Here is a 21,584-nt window from a genome sequence, read left to right as displayed (position 1 = left end):
GTCGCATCATCCGAGGCGCCGGCGCCAGACTCTGGTATCTGCCGCCTTACTCACCCGACCTCAATCCGATCGAACAGACTTTCGCCAAGATCAAGCACTGGATGCGCATCGCGCAGAAGCGCACCCTCGAAGACATTTGGCGACACCTCGGCGACCTCGTCACCTCGATCCAGCCTACCGAATGCAGCAACTACTTCGCCAACGCTGGATATGCTTCCATCAAAACGTGAAACGCTCTAGTGAAGCAGGCGGTACTGGATGATGTAGGCGGCGGCGCCGGCGAAATAGCCGAGCAAGGCAAGGCCGCTGATGCGGCGGACGTACCAGAAGAAGTGGATCTTCTCCAAGCCCATCGCGGCGACGCCTGCCGCCGAGCCGATGATCAGGATCGATCCGCCGGTGCCGGCGCAGTAAGCGATGAACTCCCACAGGAAGCTGTCGGCGGGATGCTGCGTCAGGCTGTACATGCCCATCGTCGCCGCCACCAGCGGCACGTTGTCGATGACGGCGCTGAGAAGCCCGAGCGCGATGACGATGATGTCTTGGCGCCCGATGGTCGCATCCAGCCACCTGGCCAGTATTTCCAGAACATGGGTGTGCTCGAGCGCTGCGACCGACAGCAAGATCCCGACGAAGAAGACGATCGAGCCCATGTCGATCCGCGTCAGCGCGTGGAGGAGGGTGAGATGCTCCTTTTCGACTTGCTCCTTGTGTCGATGGATCAGTTCGCCAACCGTCCAGAGGATGCCCAGTCCAAAAAGGATTCCCATGAACGGCGGCAGGTGCGTCACGGCCTTGAAGGCGGGCACCGCGATCAGGATGCCGAGGCCGAGGTAGAACATCACGTTGCGCTCGAAGACGCTCGTCTCGGGCGTCTCACGCTCCACCTCTGCGAGCGCTGGAATTTCCTTGCCCCGCAAGAAATAGCAGACGACGAGGAGGGGGACGATCAAGTTGATCAGCGAAGCGAGGAAGACCCCCTTGATGATCGCGAGCGGCGTGATCTGTCCGCCGATCCACAGCATCGTGGTCGTCACGTCGCCGATCGGCGACCATGCGCCGCCTGCATTGGCCGCGATCACGATCATGGAGGCGAAGAACAGGCGATCGTCTGCATCGTCGAGCAGCTTCCGCATCAGCGATATCATCACGATCGTGGTCGTCAGATTGTCCAGGATCGCACTCAGGAAAAAGGTTACGAAGCCGACCAGCCACATCAGGGTGACTTGCTTCCTGGTGCGGATCAGCGAGGTGATGACTTCAAAGCCGTTATGGGCATCGATCACCTCGACGATCGTCATGGCGCCGAGCAGGAAGAAGACGATCTGCGCGGTCGTGGAGACGGATTCGTTGAGCTGCTTGTCGATCAGGGCCGCGTCGCCGCTCGCGACGGCGTACACCGTCCAGAGCAGTCCGGCGCCCAGCAATGCGGAGGCTGACTTGTTGATCCCGATCGGGTGTTCCAGCGCGATCGCGGCGTAGGCGACGACAAAGATCGCGACGATTGCGGCCAACAAGACCTGATCCCCCCAAGCCCGTCCATACCGATCCCGATCGGCAGCCGTCCAGCAGCTTCGCCGCGGCTATTTGCCCGCGCACCCTCCGGAGGAAGGGCACGGCCAGATCAGTTCGCCAGTTCAATTCTTGGGCTGACCAAAATCGAGCGGCGGCAGGTCGATCTGCGGCACCTCGATTTTCACCTTGGTCAGGTCGACGTCGAGCGGCTTGTCGAGCAGGGCCGTCACCGTGATCGGGAAGGCGATCACCAGCGCTACCATGATCGCCTGCAGTCCGATCCAGGGCATCGCGCCCCAATAGATGTCGGAGCTCTTCACTTCCTTCGGCGCCACGCCGCGCAGATAGAACAGCGCGAAGCCGAACGGCGGATGCAGGAACGACGTCTGCATGTTCACGCACAGCATGACGCCGAACCAGATCAGGGCGGCATCGGGGCCGACGACCGGCGCCAGGATCTTCTGCGCGATCGGCGCGATCATCGGCAGGATGATGAAGGCGATCTCGAAGAAGTCGAGGAAGAAGGCCAGGAAGAAGATGAAGAGGTTGATGAAGATCAGGAAGCCCCACACGCCGCCGGGCAGCGATGTCAGATGGTGCTCGAGCCAGACGCCGCCGGAGACGCCGAGGAACACGACCGAGAAGCAGGTCGAGCCGATCAGGATGAAGGTGACCATGCAGGTGATGCGCATGGTGGTCTCATAGCCCTGCTTGATCAGGTCGCGCAGGTCGGGAATGCGCACCGCCTCGAGGCAGATCCAGACCACCGCAAGGTAGGTGATGGCGAACATGATCTTGAAGATCAGGTTCTCGCTGTAGAGGATCGCGACGATGGTGCCGATGCCTGCGGCGATGACGCCGGCGATCATTACCTTGTGGCCGGTCGAGCTGAACTCCTTGTGGTGGATTGCGGCGAGCACGATGGCGCCGACCGCGCCCATGGCGCCGGCTTCGGTCGGGGTCGCAAGGCCCATCATCATGGTGCCGAGCACGACGAAGATCAGCACCGCTGATGGGATGATGCCGAGCAGGCATTTCTTCCATAGCGCCCAGCCGGTCAGCGTGCGCGCTTCCTTTGGCACCGCCGGCACGTGGCTCGGCTTGATGATGCCCAGCACGAAGGTGTAGCCGGCGAACAGGAGGATCTGGAAGATCGACGGCCCCCAGGCGCCGAGATACATATCGCCGACCGATTTGCCGAGCTGGTCGGCGAGCACGATCAGGACCAGCGACGGCGGCACCAGTTGGGTGATGGTGCCGGAGGCCGCCAGCACGCCGGTGATGTAGCGTATGTTGTAGCCATAGCGGATCATCACCGGCATCGAGATCAGCGCCATCGCGATCACCTGCGCCGCCACCGTGCCGGTGATCGCGCCCAGGATGAAGCCGACGATGATGACGGAATAGCCGAGGCCGCCGCGGATCGGGCCGAACAACTGGCCCATCGAATCCAGCATGTCCTCCGCAAGCCCGCACCGTTCCAGGATCGCGCCCATGAAGGTGAAGAAGGGGATCGCGAGCAGCAGCTCATTGGACAGCACGCTGCCGAAGATGCGGCCGGGGATCGCCTGCAGGAAGTTGAGGTCGAAGAAGCCGAGATAGATCGAGAGGAATCCGAACGAAAGCCCGACTGCGGCCAGCGTGAATGCCACGGGGTAGCCGATCAGCATGGCTATGATCATGCCACCGAACATCAGTGGCGGCATCATCTCCAGCGTAATCATTGGGTCGGCCTCTCGTACTTCGCGTCGATCGTCACATAGCCCTGCAGCGCCGCGATGCGCTTGATCACCTCCGAGACGCCTTGCAACGCCAGCATCACGAAACCCGCCGGAATGACGAACTTGATCGGCCAGCGGACCAGGCCGCCGGCATTGCTTGAGATCTCGCCGACCGCATAGGACTGGTAGAAGAATGGCCAGGACAAATAGGCGAGCAGCAGGCAGGCCGGGATCAGGAAGAACAGCGTGCCGATCAGGTCGAGCCAGAGCTGGCCGCGCTCGGACAGCATGAGATAGAAGATCTCGACCCGGACATGCTCGTTGCGCTTGAAGGTGTAGGACGCGCCGAACATCACGAGGACGGCGAACATATACCACTGCGCTTCGAGCCAGCCGTTCGAGCTATAGGAAAAGGCGTAGCGGATCATCGCATTGCCCGCGCTGACGAGACAGGCAATCAGCACCAGGAGGTTGCAGATATAGCCGATCTTCTCATTGAGCCGGTCGATGGCTGTACTCAATCCCATCAAAGGGCGCATTATGGTCTCCGCGGCTGCGCCAAACGCGCGCCGTTTGTGTCAACGAGCATCGCTACGCCACCGCGCCAACGCGCGTGGTGCCAAAGCTCACCTCTACGAGCGATTGCAATGCCAGTCCTCCCCGTCGGTGTGCTTCTGCCGTCTTGGCTGCACCGGGTAGGGCAGCGGCCTGTCCGGCCGAGCTGGCGTGAAAGCTGCCGCACCATTTCAGCGTGGGGTGATAAGGTCAATTGGAAAATGGGCAAATTGACGCGGCCCCAAGCCGCTGCATGGGCTTGGTGAATCCCGGGAGCTTTTCAGTGAAGGGCCCGCTAGAGCAGTGATGTCATTTGGTTGAATCGGCCTGGCCGCAAGTTCACCTCTCCCGAAGGGAGAGGTGAAGAGAGGCAGCGTCCATGGCGGACACAATTCGACCTCATCTCAACGAGTTCTGGGCCGAAATGGAGGCGGGCGGCCCTCAGCCGCCGGTGACGCTCATATGCCGGCTGACGCTGGGGCGGTTGTGGCGGCGATCAATGATGAAATCGTGCCCCTTCGGCTTCAACCCGATGGCGCGGTCGATCGTGGCCGACAGCAGCTCGTTGTCTGCCGACGCGCGCAGCGGTTTGCGCAAATCGGAGGCATCCTCGTGGCCCAGGCAGGTGTGCAGCGTGCCGGTGCAGGTGATGCGCACGCGGTTGCAGGATTCGCAGAAATTGTGGGTCATCGGCGTGATGAAGCCGAGCTTGCCGCCGGTCTCGCTGACCCGGACATAGCGGGCAGGGCCGCCGGTGCTCTCTTCGAGATCGGTCAGCGTGAATTGCTTTTCCAGCCGGGCGCGGAGAAGCGACAGCGGCACATACTGATCGATACGGCCGGCGCCGATGTCGCCCATCGGCATCACCTCGATCAAGGTCAGCGCCATGCCCTTGCCGTGCGCCCACTCCATCAGCGAGGGGATCTCGTCCTCGTTCATGTTCTTGAGCGCCACCGCGTTGATCTTGACCGCAAGCCCCGCGGCCCGTGCCGCCTCGATCCCGGCCAGGACCTTGTCGATGTCGCCCCAGCGCGTGATCGCGCGGAACTTGTCGGCATCAAGCGTGTCGAGCGAGACGTTGATGCGGCGCACGCCGCAATCGGCGAGTTCGCCGGCGAAGCGCGCGAGCTGTGAGCCGTTGGTGGTCAGCGTCAATTCATCGAGCGCGCCGCTGGCAAGATGCCGCGACAGCGAGCGCACCAGCGTCATCACGTTGCGCCGCACCAGGGGCTCCCCGCCGGTGAGGCGGAGCTTGCGCACGCCCTTGGCGATGAAGGCCGAGCACAGCCGGTCGAGCTCTTCCAGCGTCAGGAGATCGGCTTTCGGAAGAAAGGTCATGTCTTCCGACATGCAGTAGAAGCAGCGCAGGTCACAGCGGTCAGTGACGGAGACGCGCAGGTAGCGGATCGTCCGGCCGAACGGATCGGTCATCGGACGGAACAGGGATTCGGAGGGGGGAAGCGAAATCGCGCTCATTCACACGCCTTGCCAACGCCTTGCTCGACGGAGCCGGACGAAAGGGAAGTGGCTCCGCGAGCACAATCTAGGCAGCTTGTTACCGTCCGACAATGCGCGCCGTCAAATAGTGCAGTGCGAACGTGTAATTTAGAGCGTTTTCGAGCGAAGTGGACGCCGGTCCGCATAGCAATCAAGTTTACGCAGATTGCGTAGACTTATCCGCGCAGAAAACGCGTCAAAACAACAATCTGGAGCTTCGGTTCTGATTCAATCAGAACCGAATATGCTCTAGCGCTGCACCGGCGCGTTCGGATCCGGGAAAGGCGTACCGGCAGCGGTGGCCGGCTCGGCTGCGGGGGCTGCCGCAGCGGCGGCCGGCTTCGGCCGCTTCGGCCGTGGCTTGCGCGCCTTGAGCGGCGGAGCCGTGGGCTTCAGTTCCGCAACCACGGGATTTGGATCGACGACGGTCGATGCCGCAGTGGTGAGGTCGCCGGGGTTGCGGACCACCGTGACCGGAACCGTGGCCGATTCATACTTCGGCAGGTTGAAGGTGACGGAGAAGCCACTGTCGGGCGCTGCCACCGAGACGGTGCAGGGCGTTTTGCAGCCCGGTCCGACCGAGGTCACCGCGTCCGCGCCCGGAGGCGTCGATTCGAGCTGAACCTGGACCGGCGCAGGCGCCGACTTGAACGAATCCCAAGAAAAAGACGAACAGCCCGCCAGGCTTGCCCCGGCGACGGCAATCGCGATGACACGACGCATGATTGATCCACCTAACTGTGGCTGAGAGCCACAATCCCCGGCCGGACCATAGGAGGGTGGGCACTGCGGCGCAACGGCGCAGGGCGAATTCGCTAAGCGATGGTTAATAAGGATGCGTGGCGTTGCAGAAAAGCAACGTTATCTCAGTAGGTTAAGAGATATTCACAGCCCTGGCGAGGCTGTCGACGGCCGCCGGCAGCTCCCGCATATGGCCGATCAGCCGATCCGGCTTCAATTCGGCAATAGGTATCTCGGTATAGCCGAATTCGACCCCGATCACCGGGATACCTGCCCGTCGGGCGACCCCGACATCCGGCCCGCCATCGCCGACCATGATTGCGGAGGATAGCTGTCCCTCCGCCCGCGCCACCGTTTGCCGGAGGATCGCGGGATCCGGTTTCGAGATTCCGAAGGTGTCCGCGCCGCAGATTGCAGCAAACCGGCCGCTCAGGCCGAGCTGATCGAGCAGGAGCTTTGACAGGAACTCGAGCTTGTTGGTGCAGACCGCAAAGCGGAACCCCTGCGCGGCGAGTTCGTCCAGGGCGGTTTCCAGGCCTTCGAACGGGCGCGATTCGTTGGCGATATGGGCGGCGTAATAGTCGATGAAATCCTTGGTCAGCCGGCTGACGTCGTCCGTGCTGATCTGGCGGCCCTCGACCTCGAGCGCGCGCTCGATCAATTTGCGTGCTCCGCCGCCGATCATGGTCCGCGCCGATTGCAGCGGCATCGGGGCCAAGCCCTCGCGGTCCAGCACGTAATTGAGCGCGCTGATCAGGTCGGGCGCGGTATCGACGAGGGTACCGTCGAGATCGAAAACGACAATGCCGGGAGAGTTCATCCTCCTTTGGCTATCGTTTCCGGCGCCGTCATGCAAGAGAAGAGGGCCGACTTCGCTGCGCATAGAGCATGATCCGGAAAAGTGGAAACCGGTTTTTCCCTCGCGACAAACGCGTAGCGTTTGCGCGGGAAGATCATGCTTGAACAAAAAGATGAGATCATGATCCGATTACGTCGGATCATGATCGATGGGAGGGCGTTCCATGCGTGAACTTGACGGCAGAACAGCCTTTGTCACCGGCGGAGCCAGCGGCATCGGCCTTGCGCTTGGTCGTGCGTTCGCGGAGGCCGGCATGAAGGTGATGCTCGCCGATATCGAGGCGGACGCGCTCGAACGCGCCGTCAAAAGTCTGGCTGAGTTTGGCTCGAGCGTCAGAGGCACGCTCTGCGATGTCGCCCATCCCGCAAGCGTCGAGGACGCCGCCGGCGCCGCGTTCGATGCGTTCGGCAATGTCCACATTGTCTGCAACAATGCCGGCGTCGCCGCCGGCGGCGGCATCGACGCGATCTCGCTCGGGAGCTGGCGCTGGGTGATCGATGTCAACCTGATGGGCGTCGTGCATGGCATCGCAAGCTTCCTGCCGCACATGCGCAAGCACGGCGAGGGCGGGCACATCGTCAACACCGCCTCGATGGCGGGGATAAACGGCGGCCTCGGCTTCAGCCCTTACTCGGCGACGAAGTTCGCGGTCGTCAGCATGTCCGAGGGGCTGGCCCTGCGGCTCAAGCCGCTTGGCATCGGCGTCAGCGTGCTGTGCCCGAGCTTCGTGCGGACCCGGATCGGGGAGAGCGGACGTAACCGCCCTCCGCGTTACGGTCCGACGCCTGCGCTCGATCCTGAGAGCCCGGCGGCCGCCATGGTCGCGGAGATCGCGCGGCAGCTTGAGGCCGGCATCGATCCGGCCGACGTCGCCGCACGCGTCCTTGCCGCCATACGGGAGGATCGCCTCTATGTATTTACCCATCCCGGCATGCGAGCCGAGGTCGAGGCTCGGTTTGGCGCGATCCTGGCCGCGATGGACGCGGTCTGAAAGTTAATCTTTCGGTAGAGGACGAAGCATTGCGTCGCCGGAAGAAAGCGTGGAAAAACAGCGCGCTGGCGCCGGGTTCTGATCGAATATTAAAACTGCGTTGCGCGCCGTATAAGGCGCTATTGGCGCTGTCCCTGCGCGCAAAAGGCGGCTAGATATGCGCCGCCGGAGCGGGGATGGGGCCGCTCCCAAGCCTTGACAACTGGTCCCGCGAACAAGTTCTGGGAAATCGTCGCACGTGGACATGGACGGATTGAAACGACAGGCCGCCGCGCGCGCCCTGCAAGAGGTGCGCGACGGCATGAAGCTCGGGCTCGGCACCGGGTCGACCGCCAAGCATTTCGTCGACCTGCTCGGCGAGAAGGTGCGCGGTGGCATGAAGGTCGTGGGCGTGCCGACCTCGGAGGCGACGCGCGCGCAGGCGGAAGCCTGCGGCATTGCGCTCGCCACACTGGACGAGATCGACCATCTCGATCTCACGGTCGACGGCGCCGACGAGGTCGATCCCGCGCTCAACCTGATCAAGGGCGGTGGTGGCGCGCTGCTCCGCGAGAAGATCGTGGCGGCCGCATCCGATCGCATGGTTGTGATCGCCGATGAGAGCAAATGGGTCGATCCGCTCGGCCGTTTCCCGCTGCCGATCGAAGTGATCCCGTTCGGCCTCGCGGCGACCAAGGCGGCGATCGCCAAGGCCTTCGCGGAGGCCGGCGTTGCCGGCCAGATGGTGCTGCGGACGGCCAAGGATGGCCACGTTTTTGTCACCGATGGCGGCCACTGGATTGTCGATGCCCATCTGGGACGGATAGGGGATGCGCCGCGTCTGGCGGGACTGCTGAGCGTGATCCCGGGCGTTGTCGAGCACGGGTTGTTCATCGGTCTCGCCGGCACGGTCGTGCTGGCGGGCGCGCAGGGAATTCGCGTTGTTGAACGGCGCTGACGCCGTAAATTCTGGGAGAATTAGAATGACGAGCTTTGTACGGATTTTGTCGGCCACAGGCCTCGGATTGGCTGTGGCCCTGACCGCCGTATCGGTGAGCGCGCAGCAGAAGGCGCCGGCTCCCGCACCGGCGCCCACGCTGAAGGAAGGCTCGCCCGCGGCGATCGCGGCGGCCAAGGAAATCCTCAAGATGAAGAACGCGAGCGCGATGTACGCCAACGCCGTTCCCAACATCGTGCTGCAGACCAAGGAAAGCCTGCTGCAGTCCAACCTCAACTACCAGAAGGACCTCAACGAGGTCGCCACCATCGTCGCCAAGAACCTGGCCGGCCGCGAGCAGGAGATCGGCGATGGCATGGCCAAGGTCTATGCCAACGAATTCACCGAGCAGGAACTGAAGGACCTCGTCACCTTCTACAAGTCGCCGCTGGGCCAGAAGCTGCTCGCCAGCGAGCCCCGGGCAATCCAGTTCTCGATGTCCTATATGAACCAGTGGGCGCAGCAGTTCGCCGAGACTGTGAACGCCCAGTTCCGGGCCGAGATGCGCAAGCGCGGCAAGGAGATCTAATTCTCTGGAGTAGGACATAGAGCGCCATGGCTGAATACGACGTCGATCTGTTCGTCATCGGGGGCGGTTCGGGCGGGGTTCGCGCCGCCCGTATCGCCGCCGGCCATGGTGCCAAGGTCATGGTCGCCGAAGAGTACCGGATGGGCGGTACCTGCGTGATCCGCGGCTGCGTGCCGAAAAAGCTGTTCGTGATCGGCTCGCACGTCCAGCAGGAGATCGAGGATGCCGCCGGCTTCGGCTGGACCATCCCGCAAGCCTCGTTCGACTGGCCGACGCTCGTCGCCAACAAGGACAAGGAAATTGCGCGGCTGGAGGCGGCCTATACCACCAATGTCGAAAAATCCGGCGCGCATATCGTCAAGACGCGGGCCATCTTCGAGGACGCGCATACGCTGCGTCTTGCGACCGGCGAGACGGTCAAGGCCAAGTACGTGCTGATCGCGACCGGCGGCGCGCCCAACCATGGGCCCGTGATTCCCGGTACCGAGCACGTGATCTCGTCCAACGAGGCGTTTCACCTTCCCGAATTGCCGCGGCGCATCGTGATCCAGGGCGGCGGCTACATCGCGCTGGAATTCGCCGGCATCTTCGCCGGCTTCGGCTCGGACGTCACCGTGATCTACCGCGGCGACAACATCCTGCGCGGCTTCGACGAGGACGTCCGAGAGCATGTGCGCGCCGAGATGGAGAAGCGCGGCATCACCATCCTGACCGGCTGCACCGTTACCAAGGTCGATCGTCACGGCAAGGAATTCACCACGCATCTGTCCAACGGCTCGAGCCTCGCCTCCGAGAAGGTGATGTTCGCGATCGGCCGGCATCCGAACGTCGCCAATCTCGGCCTGGAGAAGGCGGGCGTCGCCATCAATCCGGACAATGGCGGCATCGCGGTCGATGCCTGGTCGAAAAGCTCGGTGCCGAACATCTACGCCATCGGCGACGTCACCCATCGCCACAACCTGACGCCGGTCGCGATCCGCGAGGGCCACGCCTTCGCCGACACCGTGTTCGGCAAGCGCCCGGTCCAGGTCGACCACGCCAACATTCCGACCGCGGTGTTCTCGCAGCCGGAGGTCGGCACCGTGGGTCTGACGGAGGCGGAGGCGCGCGCGCAGTTCAGCCATGTCGACGTCTACAAGACCAGTTTCCGCCCCATCAAGGCGACGATGTCAGGCCGCGACACTCGCGTGCTGATGAAGCTCGTGGTCGACGGCGTAAGCGACCGCGTGCTTGGCTGTCACATCGTCGGCGATTGTGCCGCCGAGACCATCCAGGTGGTCGCGATCGCGGTGAAGATGAAAGCGACCAAGGCCGACTTCGACGCGACCTTCGCGTTGCATCCGACCGCCGCGGAAGAACTCGTGACCATGCGCACGCCGAGCGCGCGGTACGTCAGGCAGGCCGCGGAGTAGTACCCCGCTCGTCATTCCGGGGCGCGCGAAGCGCGAGCCCGAAATCCGTCTTGCCATTCGCGTCCGCGGTCCGATAGATTCCGGGCCTGCGTGCTGCGCACGCATCCCGGAATGACGAGGGCGGAGGGGCGACGCTCCCGTCTCACTGCACCAGACTGCGCACCGCCCACAGCCCTGCGAACACGGTGCGCAGCGGGGGCGATCCGGCCATGACACCGGAAACTTGAATGCCCATGCGACGCATTTTGCTTCCGCGGCGGCGCCTCCGCGCCAGCAAGCGCTCAAGAACCTTTCCGGAGTTCGGCGATTAGGCGAACGAGGAAGCCCCTCAAAACCTTGCGGAGAGTTCCATGCAAGTCCAGGAAATGATCAGTCGGCACCCACGGGCCCATGGCCAGGGCGATGGCCTGCTCGTCCGCTGCATCGAAGAATGCTATTCCTGCGCCCAGATCTGCACGTCTTGCGCCGACGCCTGCCTCGCCGAGGACATGGTCAAGTCGCTGACGCAATGCATCCGCCTCAATCTCGACTGCGCAGACGTCTGCAATATCACCGGCAGGATGGCCACCCGTCAGACCGGCTGGGACGACGAAATGATCCGCCGCATGCTGCACACTTGCGCCGCTGCCTGCCGGCTCTGCGCCGACGAATGCCAGAAGCACGCAGGCGAGCACGAGCATTGCCGCATCTGCGCCGACGCCTGCCGCCGCTGCATGCAGGCCTGTGACGAGGCCGGACGCAGCATGGCGCATTGACGGAACTGACCCGACAGCCATCTGTCGACGCGGCTGCTCACCGCCTTGCCGCAGGAACGAAGCGGCCGGTATTGGCTTATCAGAACAGGAGTTTTGGTTTCGAGCAGAGCGGCGAGGACCACATGCTCGCCCTGTCCATCATATGGAGCTGTCCAAACTGTCATCTGCCGCTGACGCACGTGGAGACAGTTTGGGACATGGAGAAAAGAGAGCGTATTCGGATATTCGAGTGTGGTCGCTGCACCGAATTGATCTGGGAGGATTCGTCATGCGCGGTGGCCGCTTCACGCGCGAAGCGCTCGACTGTCCGTCAGCCTCACCACGTTACGCGAAAGGCCACCTTGGGCCCATAGCGGGGAGAAATCTCACCTGCCAGGAGCATCGGCCGCGCTGCGGGGGCTCCCGCCAGCCGCCATCCGAGAGCCTGTCCGTATCCGGCTAACCGGGGCGGTCGAGTATCTCGCGGACGCGCAAAGCAAGCTTTGCTTGGGATACGGGCTTTTCCAGGAGATCGACCCCTTGATCCAGCCGGCCTTGGTGCACAATGGCGTTGCGCGAATAGCCGGTCATATAGAGGATTTTGAGTTCCGGCCGGATTTGGATCGCTCGTTTGCCCAGTTCCCTGCCGTTCATGCCGGGCATCACCACGTCCGTCAGCATGAGATTGATGTGCGGCTGATCCTGCAGCAGCAGCGTGAGCGCCGCTTGCGCGCTTGGAGCGGTGAGCACGCGATAATTCAGGTCGCGCAGCAGCTCACCTACATAGGCGCGGAGATCTTCGTCGTCCTCAACAACAAGGATTGTCTCAACCGTGTCGCCTTCGGCGAAAGGCTCGCTGATCTCTTCCGCTTCCATGACCGCGCCATGGTGGCGCGGGAAATACATCTTGATGGTTGTTCCCTGTCCCACCTCGCTGTAGATCTTGACGTGTCCGCCCGACTGCTTGACGAATCCGTAGACTTGGCTGAGACCGAGGCCCGTGCCGTGGCCGGCTTCCTTTGTCGTGAAGAAGGGCTCGAAGGCGTGATGCAGCACGTCCTGGTTCATGCCCACGCCGTTGTCGGTGACGCATACGACCACATACTGGCCCGGCGTCAGCTCGGGATTGCGTGAGCAATATTCCTCGTCGGCGGCGACGTTCACCGCTTCGATCGTGAGCTTGCCGCCCTCCGGCATGGCATCGCGCGCGTTGATCGCGAGGTTGACGAGCGCCGATTCCAGGTGGTTGGGATCGACCTCCACCTGCCAGAGGCCGGCGCTGCCGACGGTCTGCACTTCGATCCGCTCACCAAGGGTCCGCTGCAGGAAGTCCTGCAGGCCGGCCAGGAAGTTGTTGAGGTTGATCGACCTGGGGTCAAGCGCCTGGCGGCGCGAGAAAGCGAGCAGCCTGCTGGTCAGCGCGGCCGCACGTTGGGCGCCGCGCTTGGCGTGAGCGAGCGCGCGTTGGATGCTGCTGTTGGCCGGAACCTGCTTGAGATGGCGTTCGGCGGTTTCGAGATTGCCCATCACGATCATCAAGAGGTTGTTGAAATCATGCGCGATGCCGCCGCTGAGCTGTCCGACCGCTTCGAGCTTCTGCGAGGCGACCAGCTGGTTTTGAATTTCCGCCAGCTTATCCTGGGCCTCCTTGCGCTCGCTGATGTCCCGCGTGACCTTGGCAAATCCGATCAATTCGCCGTTCTCGTCGGTGATCCTGTCGATCACCACGGAGGCCCAGAACTTCGAGCCATCCTTGCGGATTCGCCAGCCCTCGGCCTCGAACCGGCCTTGGCGCGCGGCCTGCTCCAGCGCCTTCTTCGGAATCTCGAGGGCGCGATCCTCTTCGCTGTAGAAGCGTGAGAAATGCTGGCCGATGATCTCGTCCGGCTCGTAGCCCTTGATCCGCTGCGCACCGGGGTTCCAGGTAACGATGTTGCCAGCAGCATCGAGCTGGAAGATCGCATAATCGACGACCGCTTCGATCAACCGCCGATAGCGCTGCTCGCTCTCCAAGAGCCTCTGGTGGGCCTCCTGCCGCTCGGTGATGTCGCGGGTCAGCTTGGCGAAGCCAAGCAGCCTTCCTTGTTCATCCTTGATGGCATCGAGCACGACCATTGCCCAGAACCGGCTGCCGTCCTTGCGCACCCGCCAGCCTTCGGCAGTGAACCGTCCTTTCTCGCGGGCAGTGGCGAGCGCCCGTTCTGGCAGCCCAGCGTCGCGATCCTCGGGTGGGTAGAACATCGAGAACGATTTTCCGATGATTTCATCGGCGCGGTAGCCCTTCAGGCGCGCGGCGCCGGAATTCCAGCTCGCGATCGTGCCATCCGGCTCGACCATGTAGATGGCGTAGTCGACAATGGCGTCGATGAGGAGTTGAAGGCGTTCAGCGTCCGCTATCTGGTTTACGGGGTGTTCCATGCTTGGGAAGGCTGCTCGCGTGTCGAGGCATACTCGGTCGGAGTGATTGGGGCCGTGCAGGTTCTGCGCTACACGATTGGCGGTGTTGCTGACAATAATAGCAGTAGCCCCAGCTAGTTCCGCTATCGGCCAAACGGCTTACCGTGACCGATAGGCAGTGATGATCGACCGGTTCGCTTCACCCCTAGCGACGGCCGCATAGACATAGGTTGTGGCGCGAGTCGGCGGCGGCTGTGCGCATGACGTGCCGGACTATTGACACCCCTTGTGAGTCCGGCAGGCCTCCGGTCCCCAGCTCATGCGGAGCTGGGGATTTTTATTCCTGCAGCCGCGGGCTGCGATGGATCGTTGCGGCCGCAGCCTTTTCGGTTTGTTTGGAAATCCGGCTTGCGTTGGCGCGGATGGAAAGTGAGGAAATCTGGTTCCGGAATTAACCTGAATCCGCAGCATCAAGCTTAATTCCGGTATTGTGCTGCGGCCGGGAAATGTTGGCACTAGGTTGCGGTATGCCAAACCGCAACCGCCGCAATGAGCCGCCATCAGCGCCCTGGATCAGAAACGATCTGCGCGCCCAGTACGAAGAGATTCTTCGCCTGCGGGCCAAGTTGAAGCGCTTGCTCGCGAAGAAGAAGCGCGGCCAATCGAAGCGACGGTCCAGCCACCATTAAAGCGAAGGACGAGCTATGATGTGCTCTTGCACATCAGAGAATCCATTAGGCCACAGCGTGAACGGCGAAATGGACTCAATGCCGGACTTGGGCAAAATGCGATTTCACTCTCGTGGAATTTGTGCGCCCGGCGCGGCGTGACTGTGAGGCCTCCTTTCCGGCGACGACAGAATGCGATCGATTCTACGGCACATAGCCTTGTAGCAATCGCATGCCGCTGCTTCGAGCCGCGGTCTATCAATCTCAATCAGACCCCGCCGATTGGACCGGATGGCGCGCGACACTCGAAGCTTGTGCACGGCCTGCGTTACGGTCGTTCGCCGCACGCCGAGCAACATCGAAAGTTCCTCCTGCGTCACCGGCAGGATGTCACCATGAATTCTATCGTGGATGTGGAGCAGCCACCGCGCCAAGCGGGCGTCGACCGAGTGCAGCGCATTGCAGGCGCCCACGTACTGGAATTGCGTCATCAGGACCCCGGTGTGGGCCCTAACCAAATCCCTGATCGCGCCACTGTGGCTGAAGGCCGCATGAAACCTTGCAGGAGAAATCTGCAACGATGTCCCAGCGACGAGCACGATCGCGGTCGCCTCAGAGCGGGTGGGGCCCAGCGCCGACAACAGCCCCGCGGCTGCCTCATTCCCGATGACAGCGGTTGCCACCGTTTGTCCGTTGGGCATGTCCAGCATGAACGAAATCGTCGCGCTGCAGGGGAAATAGATCTGCTCAATTCGCTCCGTCGATCGTATCAGAACCTCGTCGCGTTCAAGCGATACGTTTCGGAGGTAGGGAGCGAGCAAATTAAAATCTGCCGGCGGCAGTGCAGCTAACAGTCGATTACCAACCCTGGTAGGGTGCTCCATCACGGGAAAGCTCCTTCCCTCGACGGACGCGCGGCTCTCTGCAGAGAATTTCGGGGGGCAGGCTGCGGTGCCGCGCCTGATGGTCTTTCATTTCGCTAAGGTGTCCTGCTTGAAACGCAGTGGTGGTAGCTTGGCAGCCTCTTCGCGAAGCGCCTTACCGTCCGCAACCGGCGGGAGCACAACCGATCTCTCGGTTACCGACGCCCGCAATAAACGCCACCAGCAATGCCAAAAATTATGCGCCTAAATCCAAAATCGCGCTAGCCCTTCACGATGAACGATTTCGTAAGAACCTCGGGGCGTTTTGATCTGGATCAAGCTCGGCGGATGGGGCGGTGAACTCGTGGAAGGCTTTGATCTAAGTCAAACGAAATGCAGGCTCGCAACGAAAACTGTTGATGGTGCTGGTCCCCGTTGGCGCGGGCATCTCTGCCGGAGCTATCGGATCGACGGCACTCCACAATCGGGAGGATGCCCATGGCTCGTTACGGTCTCATCGGCTTCGCGGCAGCCATTCTTGTCGCTGCCAGTTTGGTTCCAGATGACGCTTTTGCCCGCCGTGGTGGAGGCGGAGGGTTCCGCGCTGGTGGCGGATTTCATGGTGGCGGCATGCGCGCCGCTCAGTTCAGGGGCGGTGCCGTTCGCGCCGGGCGCGTCGGTGGATACAGAGTCGCCGGACGGGGATACGGATATCGGCCAATAGCGGGGCGCCCGGTCGCCCGCGCGGCAGTTGCCGGAGGGGTTTACCGCAATGCGGCATATCGCGGGGCGTGGAGAGGGGCGGCCTATGGCCTCGGTGCGGCAGCGGTAGGAGCTGCCGCGGCCGGAGCCTACGGCTACTACGGCGGCTACAATAGCTGCTCCTACGACACCTACGGCAATTGGGTCTGCCCGGGTCAGTATCCTTACGGATATCGATACTGACGAACACCATCCATTGCGGACGGCAGTTCGGTAACGCGGCTGCCGCCTGCTCTCAGTTGAGGTTGATCTAACATGGCCGACACTCCCAAGCTCTCAGTTGAGAAAGCGCTTGAAAAGCTGCGCGGCAGCGAGTCGCCGAAATCGAAGAACGAGCGGTTCGGCGAAAAAATGGAGGAGCTCGATGAGGAGATCAAGCGCATGAGGGCGCAGAGGCTTCGCCTCGATCAGAACCGGCGCAAGCAGGATTGAGCGCGGTACCAGCGGCCGTTGAGCGGGTTCGTGTCACTCAGATCGGTTCGTGCGATCCGGGTGGCACCATATAGAGCGTCATGGCGAAGATCGCGTAGATGAATAGCAGCAAGGCACCAATAAACCATGCTGACCGTCCGCTGTTGGTGATGAAGCAGGATGTAACGGTGGCGATCATCACCATGGTGACGGCGCCCGGCCAGAACTGCAGGTCCATTGGTTTCGGACCGATAACGTAGCTGAGAAGCACCAGTACCGGCGCAACAAACAGGGCAATCTGCGAGGCGCTTCCGAGCGCAATGCTGACGCTCATATCGAGGCGGTTCTTGCGGGCCGCAGAAAACGCAACCGTCATTTCCGCCGCAGCGCCGACAAGCGCGACGATGATGAAACCGACGAAGGCAGGGCTTATCCCCAAGGTCTCTCCTGCCTTCTGCACCGAACTGACGAATATCTCGCTCACCAGGGCGACCAGCACCGTGACAACAACGAGTGTGCCGATCGCTAGGTCCAATCGGCCAACCAGCTCCGCCCGCCTCGCCGTGATCCTCGCTCGCGAAGAGTTCCTTGTGCGTCTTGAGCGAGAACAGCAGGCCCAGCGCGTAGGCAAGTATGAGCAATACGGCAAGGCCTGCACTGAGCTTCTGTGCCATCACTGCGCCTCGTGCCAGATCGAGGTCGGCGACCGCTGCAGGTGCGAGCAGAGCGATCGTAGCCATCAACAGCAATGCCGAATACAGCCTTCCTCCGGCGCGATTGTAGTCCTGAACGTGATACCGGAGCCCGCCGAGCAGAAATGAGGCTCCCAGCATGAACAGCGAATTGGTGACGATGGCGCCAGCGATCGATGCTTTCACCAGCATGTACTCTCCAGCGCGTAGCGCGGCTATCGCGATGATCAGCTCGGTTAGATTTCCTAACGTCGCGTTGAGCAGGCCACCTATCGCATCACCCGTCTTTTCAGCAACGCTCTCGGTTGCGTGACTAAGCAGAGCGGCAAGCGGTACGATAGCCAGGACAGCGAGTACAAACAGGACTGTGTGAGCCGTCGGCGCCGTTCTTTCGGCTACCAACACGAGAGGCACGAAAACCAGCATCCACAGCAGGGGAGTGTGCCGGATTTCCTTGAGCAGAAGGTTCATTGCCTTGCTCCGCCGCAAGCTGATCAACGATACTTTTCTGAGCGTGAAAGCCCACTCGTTTTATTGATTTAGCTCAAGCGCTAAGGACCTGCTGAGTAAAAGGATGCAGCGTGCCACATCTCGATCATTTCTTCCCTCCATGCACGCGAGCTACAGCGGGCGCTGCACCGGGACGATGAGCGCAGATGATGACCTATCGAACCCTAGACGCTGTAGCCAAGCTACTTAGCTGTCCCCGTCGTAACGCCTGGCGCCGGCGTAGCTCCGCGCCGTATTTGGCGCGCTTCACGGCGACCCTCACGCCGCACTTCGCGCGCTTCACGGCGCCCCTCGCGGCGTTCGCGCCGCCCCTCGCGTCGATCTTGCCGCCTTTCCATGCCAGCCGTCTGCGCCTCCGCATCAGGGACCATCAGCACGGTCGGGAACGCTGCCATTGCGGTGGCCAAGCCCAAAGAAGAAAGAAGCTTCCGTCGAGAAATCATGACTGCCTCCTTGCTTGGTTGCCCCAAGGTCGCAAGTATATTCGTTCTGCCCGCCCTCGGCTTGATCTATGTCATTGGATCGTACCCCCATGCTTTTTGTTGCGCAGGACCCATGGGTGCAACCGGCACCCGGCCTTCCCTGCGCCCCCTGCTATCGCGGAGGCTGGAAAGTGAGGCAAAGTTCGGGCGCAAAGCGTCGCGAGAACGCGAACTTATATCCCCTCACTCCACCGTCCTGCCCGCGAAGGCGGGCATCCAGTATTCGGCGGCCTCTCGGCTCAAGTACGGCTGTCTCTGGAATACTGGATCGTCCGCTTTCGCGGGCAATGACAGCGAAGAACTGTTTGACATTTGAATCAGTAGGATGGGTAGAGCGCAGCGAAACCCATCATTGTCCCGCTTGCTCCATCGCGATGGGTTTCGCTGCGCTCTACCCATCCTACGGCCTGACCTCACTCGCTTGCCTCGAGCCATTCCGCGGCGCCGCGCCAGAGCGTGTCGCGGTGCTCGGGACGGAAGAAACCGAAATGGCCGATCTTCGCAACGCCGGCATCATCAGGCGTGATCGAGATGATCTCCGGTTTGGCGGCACCAAATCCCGAGCAGAGCAATTCGACCGCGGGCCGCGTCGCCCAGGGATCGTCGCTGATGCAGAGTGCGCGCAGGGCGCCCTCGAACTTGGCGAAATTAGGCAGCGCGGTGAGCGCGGCATCATCGAACAGATAGCGCGGGCTGTTCACCCAATTCGTCCATTGCTCGAACACCCCCTTCGGCAAATCCATGCCGAGCCCGGCCCAGCCGGGTGTGTAGCCGAGCATGCGGGTCAACGGCAGGAGGACGTAGTTCATGGCGGCAAAGACCCGATAGCGTTCGGGCGAGGCCATCAATCGCCAGGTCGCGGCCTGCGAGGCGACCAGGAGCGCGCGCGACACCTCGATGTTGTTCGGGATCAGTCCCAGCGCCTGGCCGCCGAAGGAATGGCCGATATAAGCGAGCGGCAGCGCCCGGTTGCGCTCGCGCATCCATCTCACGGCGGCGGTGACGTCGAGCGCGGCCCAGTCCGACATCGAAGCCTTGAAGCCGACCAGCGATTTCGGCTGCTTGTCTCCGCTCACGGACTTCGGCCCGGAATCGCCGGTGCCGCGATAATCGTAGGTGAGGACGACGGAGCCGCGCTTGGCGAGATAGGCGGCAAAGCCCTTGTAGACCTTGCGCGGCACGGCGGTCGCCGAATTGATCAGGACCGCTTGCCGCTTGGCGCCGCGGGGCAGGAACAGCGTCGCTCCGAGAGGGTAGCCGTCGATGGCGGGTACAATGATGTCGTCGGCGAAGACGTCGTCGAGCGCAGCCTCAGCCACTTACGGATTTTCCTTAAGCGTTGACGTTTTGCTCTAACAAATGCGAATTCGACTGTTGTTGCAAGAGCTTGAGCGGACAGATGGAATTCCGGCTGGCGGTCCTTCAACAGCCTGTATATATAGCTTCGCTTTCCCGGATAAGTAGCGGTTTTTGCTCAGGAGTTAACGCCCATGTCCGAGCGCTGGACACCCGACAGTTGGCGCGCCAAGACGGTCTTGCAGATGCCGGACTATCCGGATGCCAAGGTACTGGCCGACGTGGAGGCGCAGCTTGCGACCTTTCCGCCGCTGGTGTTCGCGGGCGAAGCCCGCAACCTGAAGAAGGCGCTGGCGCGTGTCGCTGCCGGTGAGGCTTTCCTCTTGCAGGGCGGCGACTGCGCGGAGAGTTTTGCCGAGCACGGCGCCAACAACATCCGCGACTTCTTCCGTGTGCTGCTGCAGATGGCGGTGGTCCTGACCTATGCCGGCGCGCTGCCAGTGGTGAAGGTTGGCCGCATCGCCGGACAATTCGCCAAGCCGCGCTCCTCGCCGACCGAGAAGGCAGGCGACGTCGAACTGCCGAGCTATCGCGGCGACATCATCAACGACATTGCCTTCACGAAGGAGGCGCGCACGCCCGATCCGCAGCGCCAGTTGATGGCCTATCGGCAGTCGGCGGCGACCCTCAATTTGCTGCGGGCGTTCGCCACCGGCGGCTTCGCCAATCTTGGGAGCGTGCACCAGTGGATGCTCGGCTTCCTGAAGGACTCGCCGCAGTCACGCCGCTACAAGGAACTCGCCGACCGCATCTCGGAAGCGCTGAACTTCATGCGTGCCTGCGGCCTAGACCTCGAGAGCCATCCGGAACTGCGATCGACCGATTTCTATACCAGCCACGAGGCCCTGCTGCTCGGCTATGAGCAGGCGCTGACGCGGGTCGATTCCACGACCGGCGACTGGTACGCGACCTCGGGCCACATGATCTGGATCGGCGACCGCACCCGCCAGCTCGAGAACGGCCATGTCGAATATTTCCGCGGCATCAAGAATCCGATCGGCCTGAAATGCGGCCCGTCCCTGAAGGCCGATGAGTTGTTGAAGCTGATCGACGTGCTGAACCCTGACAACGAGCCCGGCCGGCTGACGTTGATCGCCCGCTTCGGCGCCGACAAGGTCGGCGAGCATCTGCCGGCGCTGATCCGGACGGTGAAGCGGGAAGGGCGGACCGTGGTGTGGTCCTGCGATCCCATGCACGGCAACACCATCACCTCGACATCAGGCTACAAGACCCGGCCGTTCGACCGAGTGCTGTCGGAAGTGAAGTCGTTCTTCGCCGTCCACCAGGCCGAAGGCACCTACGCCGGCGGCGTTCACCTGGAGATGACCGGGCAGGACGTCACCGAATGCATCGGCGGCGCGCGCGCGATCACGGACGAGGATCTCAACGACCGCTACCACACGGTCTGCGATCCCCGTCTCAACGCCGAACAGTCGATCGATATGGCCTTCCTGATCGCAGAGCTCCTGAAACAGGAGCGGGCGAGCAAGGTCAAACCGATGCCGGCAGTAGCGGGGCTCTAACACTTGCTGCGGTTCTGGCGGGCCACCATCAATTCGTGGAACGGCCTTGGCTTTGCGATCCGTTCCGAGCAGGCGGTTCGCGAGGAGGTGGTGGCGCTGTTGTTGTCGGTGCCGGCGGCGTGGCTGATCGGCGCCACCGTGATGCGCTCCGTCGAGCTCGTTGCATCGGTGGTGCTGGTGCTCGTGATCGAGCTGCTCAACACCGCGATCGAGAAGCTCGCCGACCGCCTGACCACGGACCATGATCCGCAGATCGGTCGGGTCAAGGACATGGGCTCCGCCGCGGTCGGCGTTGCGCTGGTGATGGCCGGGCTGTTCTGGCTGTTCGCCCTCGCCGAGCGCATGGGCATGATCTAACGCAGGCGATTGCAGTTTACAGGGGTGCAAGGC

Annotated in this window: 19 protein-coding genes and 1 pseudogene; 10 read left to right on the top strand and 10 right to left on the bottom strand. The window is 62.4% G+C overall.

Annotated elements, in window-relative coordinates; genetic code table 11:
- Positions 1-230 (top strand): transposase (locus YY7_RS0130455; RefSeq protein ID WP_028166536.1); only part of this gene is annotated, 230 nt, incomplete at its 5' end.
- 6 nt (positions 231-236) lie between these two features.
- On the opposite strand, the gene nhaD is transcribed toward YY7_RS0130455, so the two are convergent.
- The 6 genes from nhaD to gph all read right to left on the bottom strand — a co-directional run bounded on the left by nhaD (position 237) and on the right by gph (position 6,849).
- Complete coding sequence (gene nhaD, locus YY7_RS0130450; RefSeq protein ID WP_028166535.1) at positions 237-1,517, bottom strand: sodium:proton antiporter NhaD; 1,281 nt, start codon at positions 1,515-1,517, stop codon at positions 237-239.
- A 120-nt stretch (positions 1,518-1,637) separates the two neighbouring features.
- Positions 1,638-3,239: a TRAP transporter large permease gene (locus YY7_RS0130445; RefSeq protein WP_028166534.1), complete on the bottom strand. Its 1,602-nt coding sequence runs from the start codon at positions 3,237-3,239 to the stop codon at positions 1,638-1,640.
- Entirely contained in the window at positions 3,236-3,775 is a 540-nt protein-coding gene (locus tag YY7_RS0130440; RefSeq protein WP_028166533.1) for a TRAP transporter small permease subunit, read from the bottom strand. Before YY7_RS0130440 ends, YY7_RS0130445 begins: the two co-directional genes overlap by 4 nt.
- Positions 3,776-4,232: 457 nt before the next feature.
- On the bottom strand, positions 4,233-5,267 hold the full coding sequence (gene moaA / locus YY7_RS0130435; protein ID WP_028166532.1) for a GTP 3',8-cyclase MoaA: 1,035 nt from the start codon (positions 5,265-5,267) through the stop codon (positions 4,233-4,235).
- 270 nt (positions 5,268-5,537) lie between these two features.
- The gene (locus tag YY7_RS0130430; protein WP_028166531.1) at positions 5,538-6,011 is read right to left on the bottom strand and encodes a hypothetical protein; all 474 of its coding nucleotides are present in this window, start codon (positions 6,009-6,011) and stop codon (positions 5,538-5,540) included.
- Positions 6,012-6,162: 151 nt separating this feature from the next.
- The gene (gph, locus tag YY7_RS0130425; protein WP_028166530.1) at positions 6,163-6,849 is read right to left on the bottom strand and encodes a phosphoglycolate phosphatase; all 687 of its coding nucleotides are present in this window, start codon (positions 6,847-6,849) and stop codon (positions 6,163-6,165) included.
- Between the two features lie 202 nt (positions 6,850-7,051).
- On the opposite strand from gph, the gene YY7_RS0130420 reads away from it, so the two are divergent.
- The 5 genes from YY7_RS0130420 (at position 7,052) to YY7_RS0130400 (ending at position 11,551) form a co-directional block, all read left to right on the top strand.
- Positions 7,052-7,879, top strand: coding sequence for an SDR family NAD(P)-dependent oxidoreductase (locus YY7_RS0130420; protein ID WP_028166529.1), 828 nt, complete (start codon positions 7,052-7,054; stop codon positions 7,877-7,879).
- 244 nt (positions 7,880-8,123) lie between these two features.
- Entirely contained in the window at positions 8,124-8,816 is a 693-nt protein-coding gene (rpiA, locus tag YY7_RS0130415; protein ID WP_035691294.1) for a ribose-5-phosphate isomerase RpiA, read from the top strand.
- Between the two features lie 25 nt (positions 8,817-8,841).
- Positions 8,842-9,384: a DUF2059 domain-containing protein gene (locus YY7_RS0130410; RefSeq protein ID WP_028166527.1), complete on the top strand. Its 543-nt coding sequence runs from the start codon at positions 8,842-8,844 to the stop codon at positions 9,382-9,384.
- A 26-nt stretch (positions 9,385-9,410) separates the two neighbouring features.
- Positions 9,411-10,796 (top strand): glutathione-disulfide reductase, encoded by a 1,386-nt coding sequence (gor, locus tag YY7_RS0130405; RefSeq protein WP_028166526.1) that lies wholly within the window; start codon positions 9,411-9,413, stop codon positions 10,794-10,796.
- A 350-nt stretch (positions 10,797-11,146) separates the two neighbouring features.
- Positions 11,147-11,551: a four-helix bundle copper-binding protein gene (locus YY7_RS0130400; protein ID WP_028166525.1), complete on the top strand. Its 405-nt coding sequence runs from the start codon at positions 11,147-11,149 to the stop codon at positions 11,549-11,551.
- A gap of 438 nt (positions 11,552-11,989) precedes the next feature.
- Here YY7_RS0130400 and YY7_RS0130395 read toward each other — a convergent pair whose 3' ends face one another.
- Both YY7_RS0130395 and YY7_RS0130385 read right to left on the bottom strand, forming a co-directional pair.
- A complete protein-coding gene (locus YY7_RS0130395; protein ID WP_028166524.1) occupies positions 11,990-13,948 on the bottom strand; it encodes a hybrid sensor histidine kinase/response regulator in 1,959 nt (652 codons plus the stop codon).
- 772 nt (positions 13,949-14,720) lie between these two features.
- Entirely contained in the window at positions 14,721-15,479 is a 759-nt protein-coding gene (locus tag YY7_RS0130385; protein ID WP_035691291.1) for a Crp/Fnr family transcriptional regulator, read from the bottom strand.
- A gap of 517 nt (positions 15,480-15,996) precedes the next feature.
- On the opposite strand from YY7_RS0130385, the gene YY7_RS64810 reads away from it, so the two are divergent.
- Both YY7_RS64810 and YY7_RS62125 read left to right on the top strand, forming a co-directional pair.
- Complete coding sequence (locus YY7_RS64810) at positions 15,997-16,182, top strand: hypothetical protein (RefSeq protein ID WP_155255377.1); 186 nt, start codon at positions 15,997-15,999, stop codon at positions 16,180-16,182.
- A 293-nt stretch (positions 16,183-16,475) separates the two neighbouring features.
- Positions 16,476-16,652, top strand: coding sequence for a hypothetical protein (locus YY7_RS62125; RefSeq protein WP_196237355.1), 177 nt, complete (start codon positions 16,476-16,478; stop codon positions 16,650-16,652).
- Positions 16,653-16,689: 37 nt separating this feature from the next.
- Here the strand turns inward: YY7_RS62125 and cax are convergent.
- A pseudogene (cax, locus tag YY7_RS53240) lies at positions 16,690-17,794 on the bottom strand (calcium/proton exchanger).
- A gap of 934 nt (positions 17,795-18,728) precedes the next feature.
- Complete coding sequence (locus tag YY7_RS0130360; protein WP_028166521.1) at positions 18,729-19,634, bottom strand: alpha/beta hydrolase family protein; 906 nt, start codon at positions 19,632-19,634, stop codon at positions 18,729-18,731.
- 171 nt (positions 19,635-19,805) lie between these two features.
- Here YY7_RS0130360 and YY7_RS0130355 point away from each other — a divergent pair, with 171 nt between their 5' ends.
- Positions 19,806-21,194 (top strand): class II 3-deoxy-7-phosphoheptulonate synthase, encoded by a 1,389-nt coding sequence (locus YY7_RS0130355; protein WP_028166520.1) that lies wholly within the window; start codon positions 19,806-19,808, stop codon positions 21,192-21,194.
- 3 nt (positions 21,195-21,197) lie between these two features.
- Positions 21,198-21,551: a diacylglycerol kinase gene (locus YY7_RS0130350; RefSeq protein WP_028166519.1), complete on the top strand. Its 354-nt coding sequence runs from the start codon at positions 21,198-21,200 to the stop codon at positions 21,549-21,551.
- Positions 21,552-21,584: the final 33 nt, after the last annotated feature.

This window comes from Bradyrhizobium elkanii WSM2783 (assembly GCF_000472865.1).
Lineage (GTDB): Bacteria > Pseudomonadota > Alphaproteobacteria > Rhizobiales > Xanthobacteraceae > Bradyrhizobium > Bradyrhizobium elkanii_A.
The sequence above is the reverse complement of the archived record's forward strand: the minus strand, read 5'-3'. Positions and strand labels throughout refer to the sequence as shown.

What these genes read in the sequence shown, in the direction of transcription:
- YY7_RS0130445 (WP_028166534.1), bottom strand. Translation starts at nt 3,239, where the DNA reads ATGATTACGCTGGAGATGATGCCGCCACTGATGTTCGGTGGCATGATC.
- YY7_RS0130440 (WP_028166533.1), bottom strand. Translation starts at nt 3,775, where the DNA reads ATGCGCCCTTTGATGGGATTGAGTACAGCCATCGACCGGCTCAATGAG.
- moaA (WP_028166532.1), bottom strand. Translation starts at nt 5,267, where the DNA reads ATGAGCGCGATTTCGCTTCCCCCCTCCGAATCCCTGTTCCGTCCGATG.
- YY7_RS0130430 (WP_028166531.1), bottom strand. Translation starts at nt 6,011, where the DNA reads ATGCGTCGTGTCATCGCGATTGCCGTCGCCGGGGCAAGCCTGGCGGGC.
- gph (WP_028166530.1), bottom strand. Translation starts at nt 6,849, where the DNA reads ATGAACTCTCCCGGCATTGTCGTTTTCGATCTCGACGGTACCCTCGTC.
- YY7_RS0130420 (WP_028166529.1), top strand. Translation starts at nt 7,052, where the DNA reads ATGCGTGAACTTGACGGCAGAACAGCCTTTGTCACCGGCGGAGCCAGC.
- rpiA (WP_035691294.1), top strand. Translation starts at nt 8,124, where the DNA reads ATGGACGGATTGAAACGACAGGCCGCCGCGCGCGCCCTGCAAGAGGTG.
- YY7_RS0130410 (WP_028166527.1), top strand. Translation starts at nt 8,842, where the DNA reads ATGACGAGCTTTGTACGGATTTTGTCGGCCACAGGCCTCGGATTGGCT.
- gor (WP_028166526.1), top strand. Translation starts at nt 9,411, where the DNA reads ATGGCTGAATACGACGTCGATCTGTTCGTCATCGGGGGCGGTTCGGGC.
- YY7_RS0130400 (WP_028166525.1), top strand. Translation starts at nt 11,147, where the DNA reads ATGCAAGTCCAGGAAATGATCAGTCGGCACCCACGGGCCCATGGCCAG.
- YY7_RS0130395 (WP_028166524.1), bottom strand. Translation starts at nt 13,948, where the DNA reads ATGGAACACCCCGTAAACCAGATAGCGGACGCTGAACGCCTTCAACTC.
- YY7_RS0130385 (WP_035691291.1), bottom strand. Translation starts at nt 15,479, where the DNA reads ATGGAGCACCCTACCAGGGTTGGTAATCGACTGTTAGCTGCACTGCCG.
- YY7_RS62125 (WP_196237355.1), top strand. Translation starts at nt 16,476, where the DNA reads ATGGCCGACACTCCCAAGCTCTCAGTTGAGAAAGCGCTTGAAAAGCTG.
- YY7_RS0130355 (WP_028166520.1), top strand. Translation starts at nt 19,806, where the DNA reads ATGTCCGAGCGCTGGACACCCGACAGTTGGCGCGCCAAGACGGTCTTG.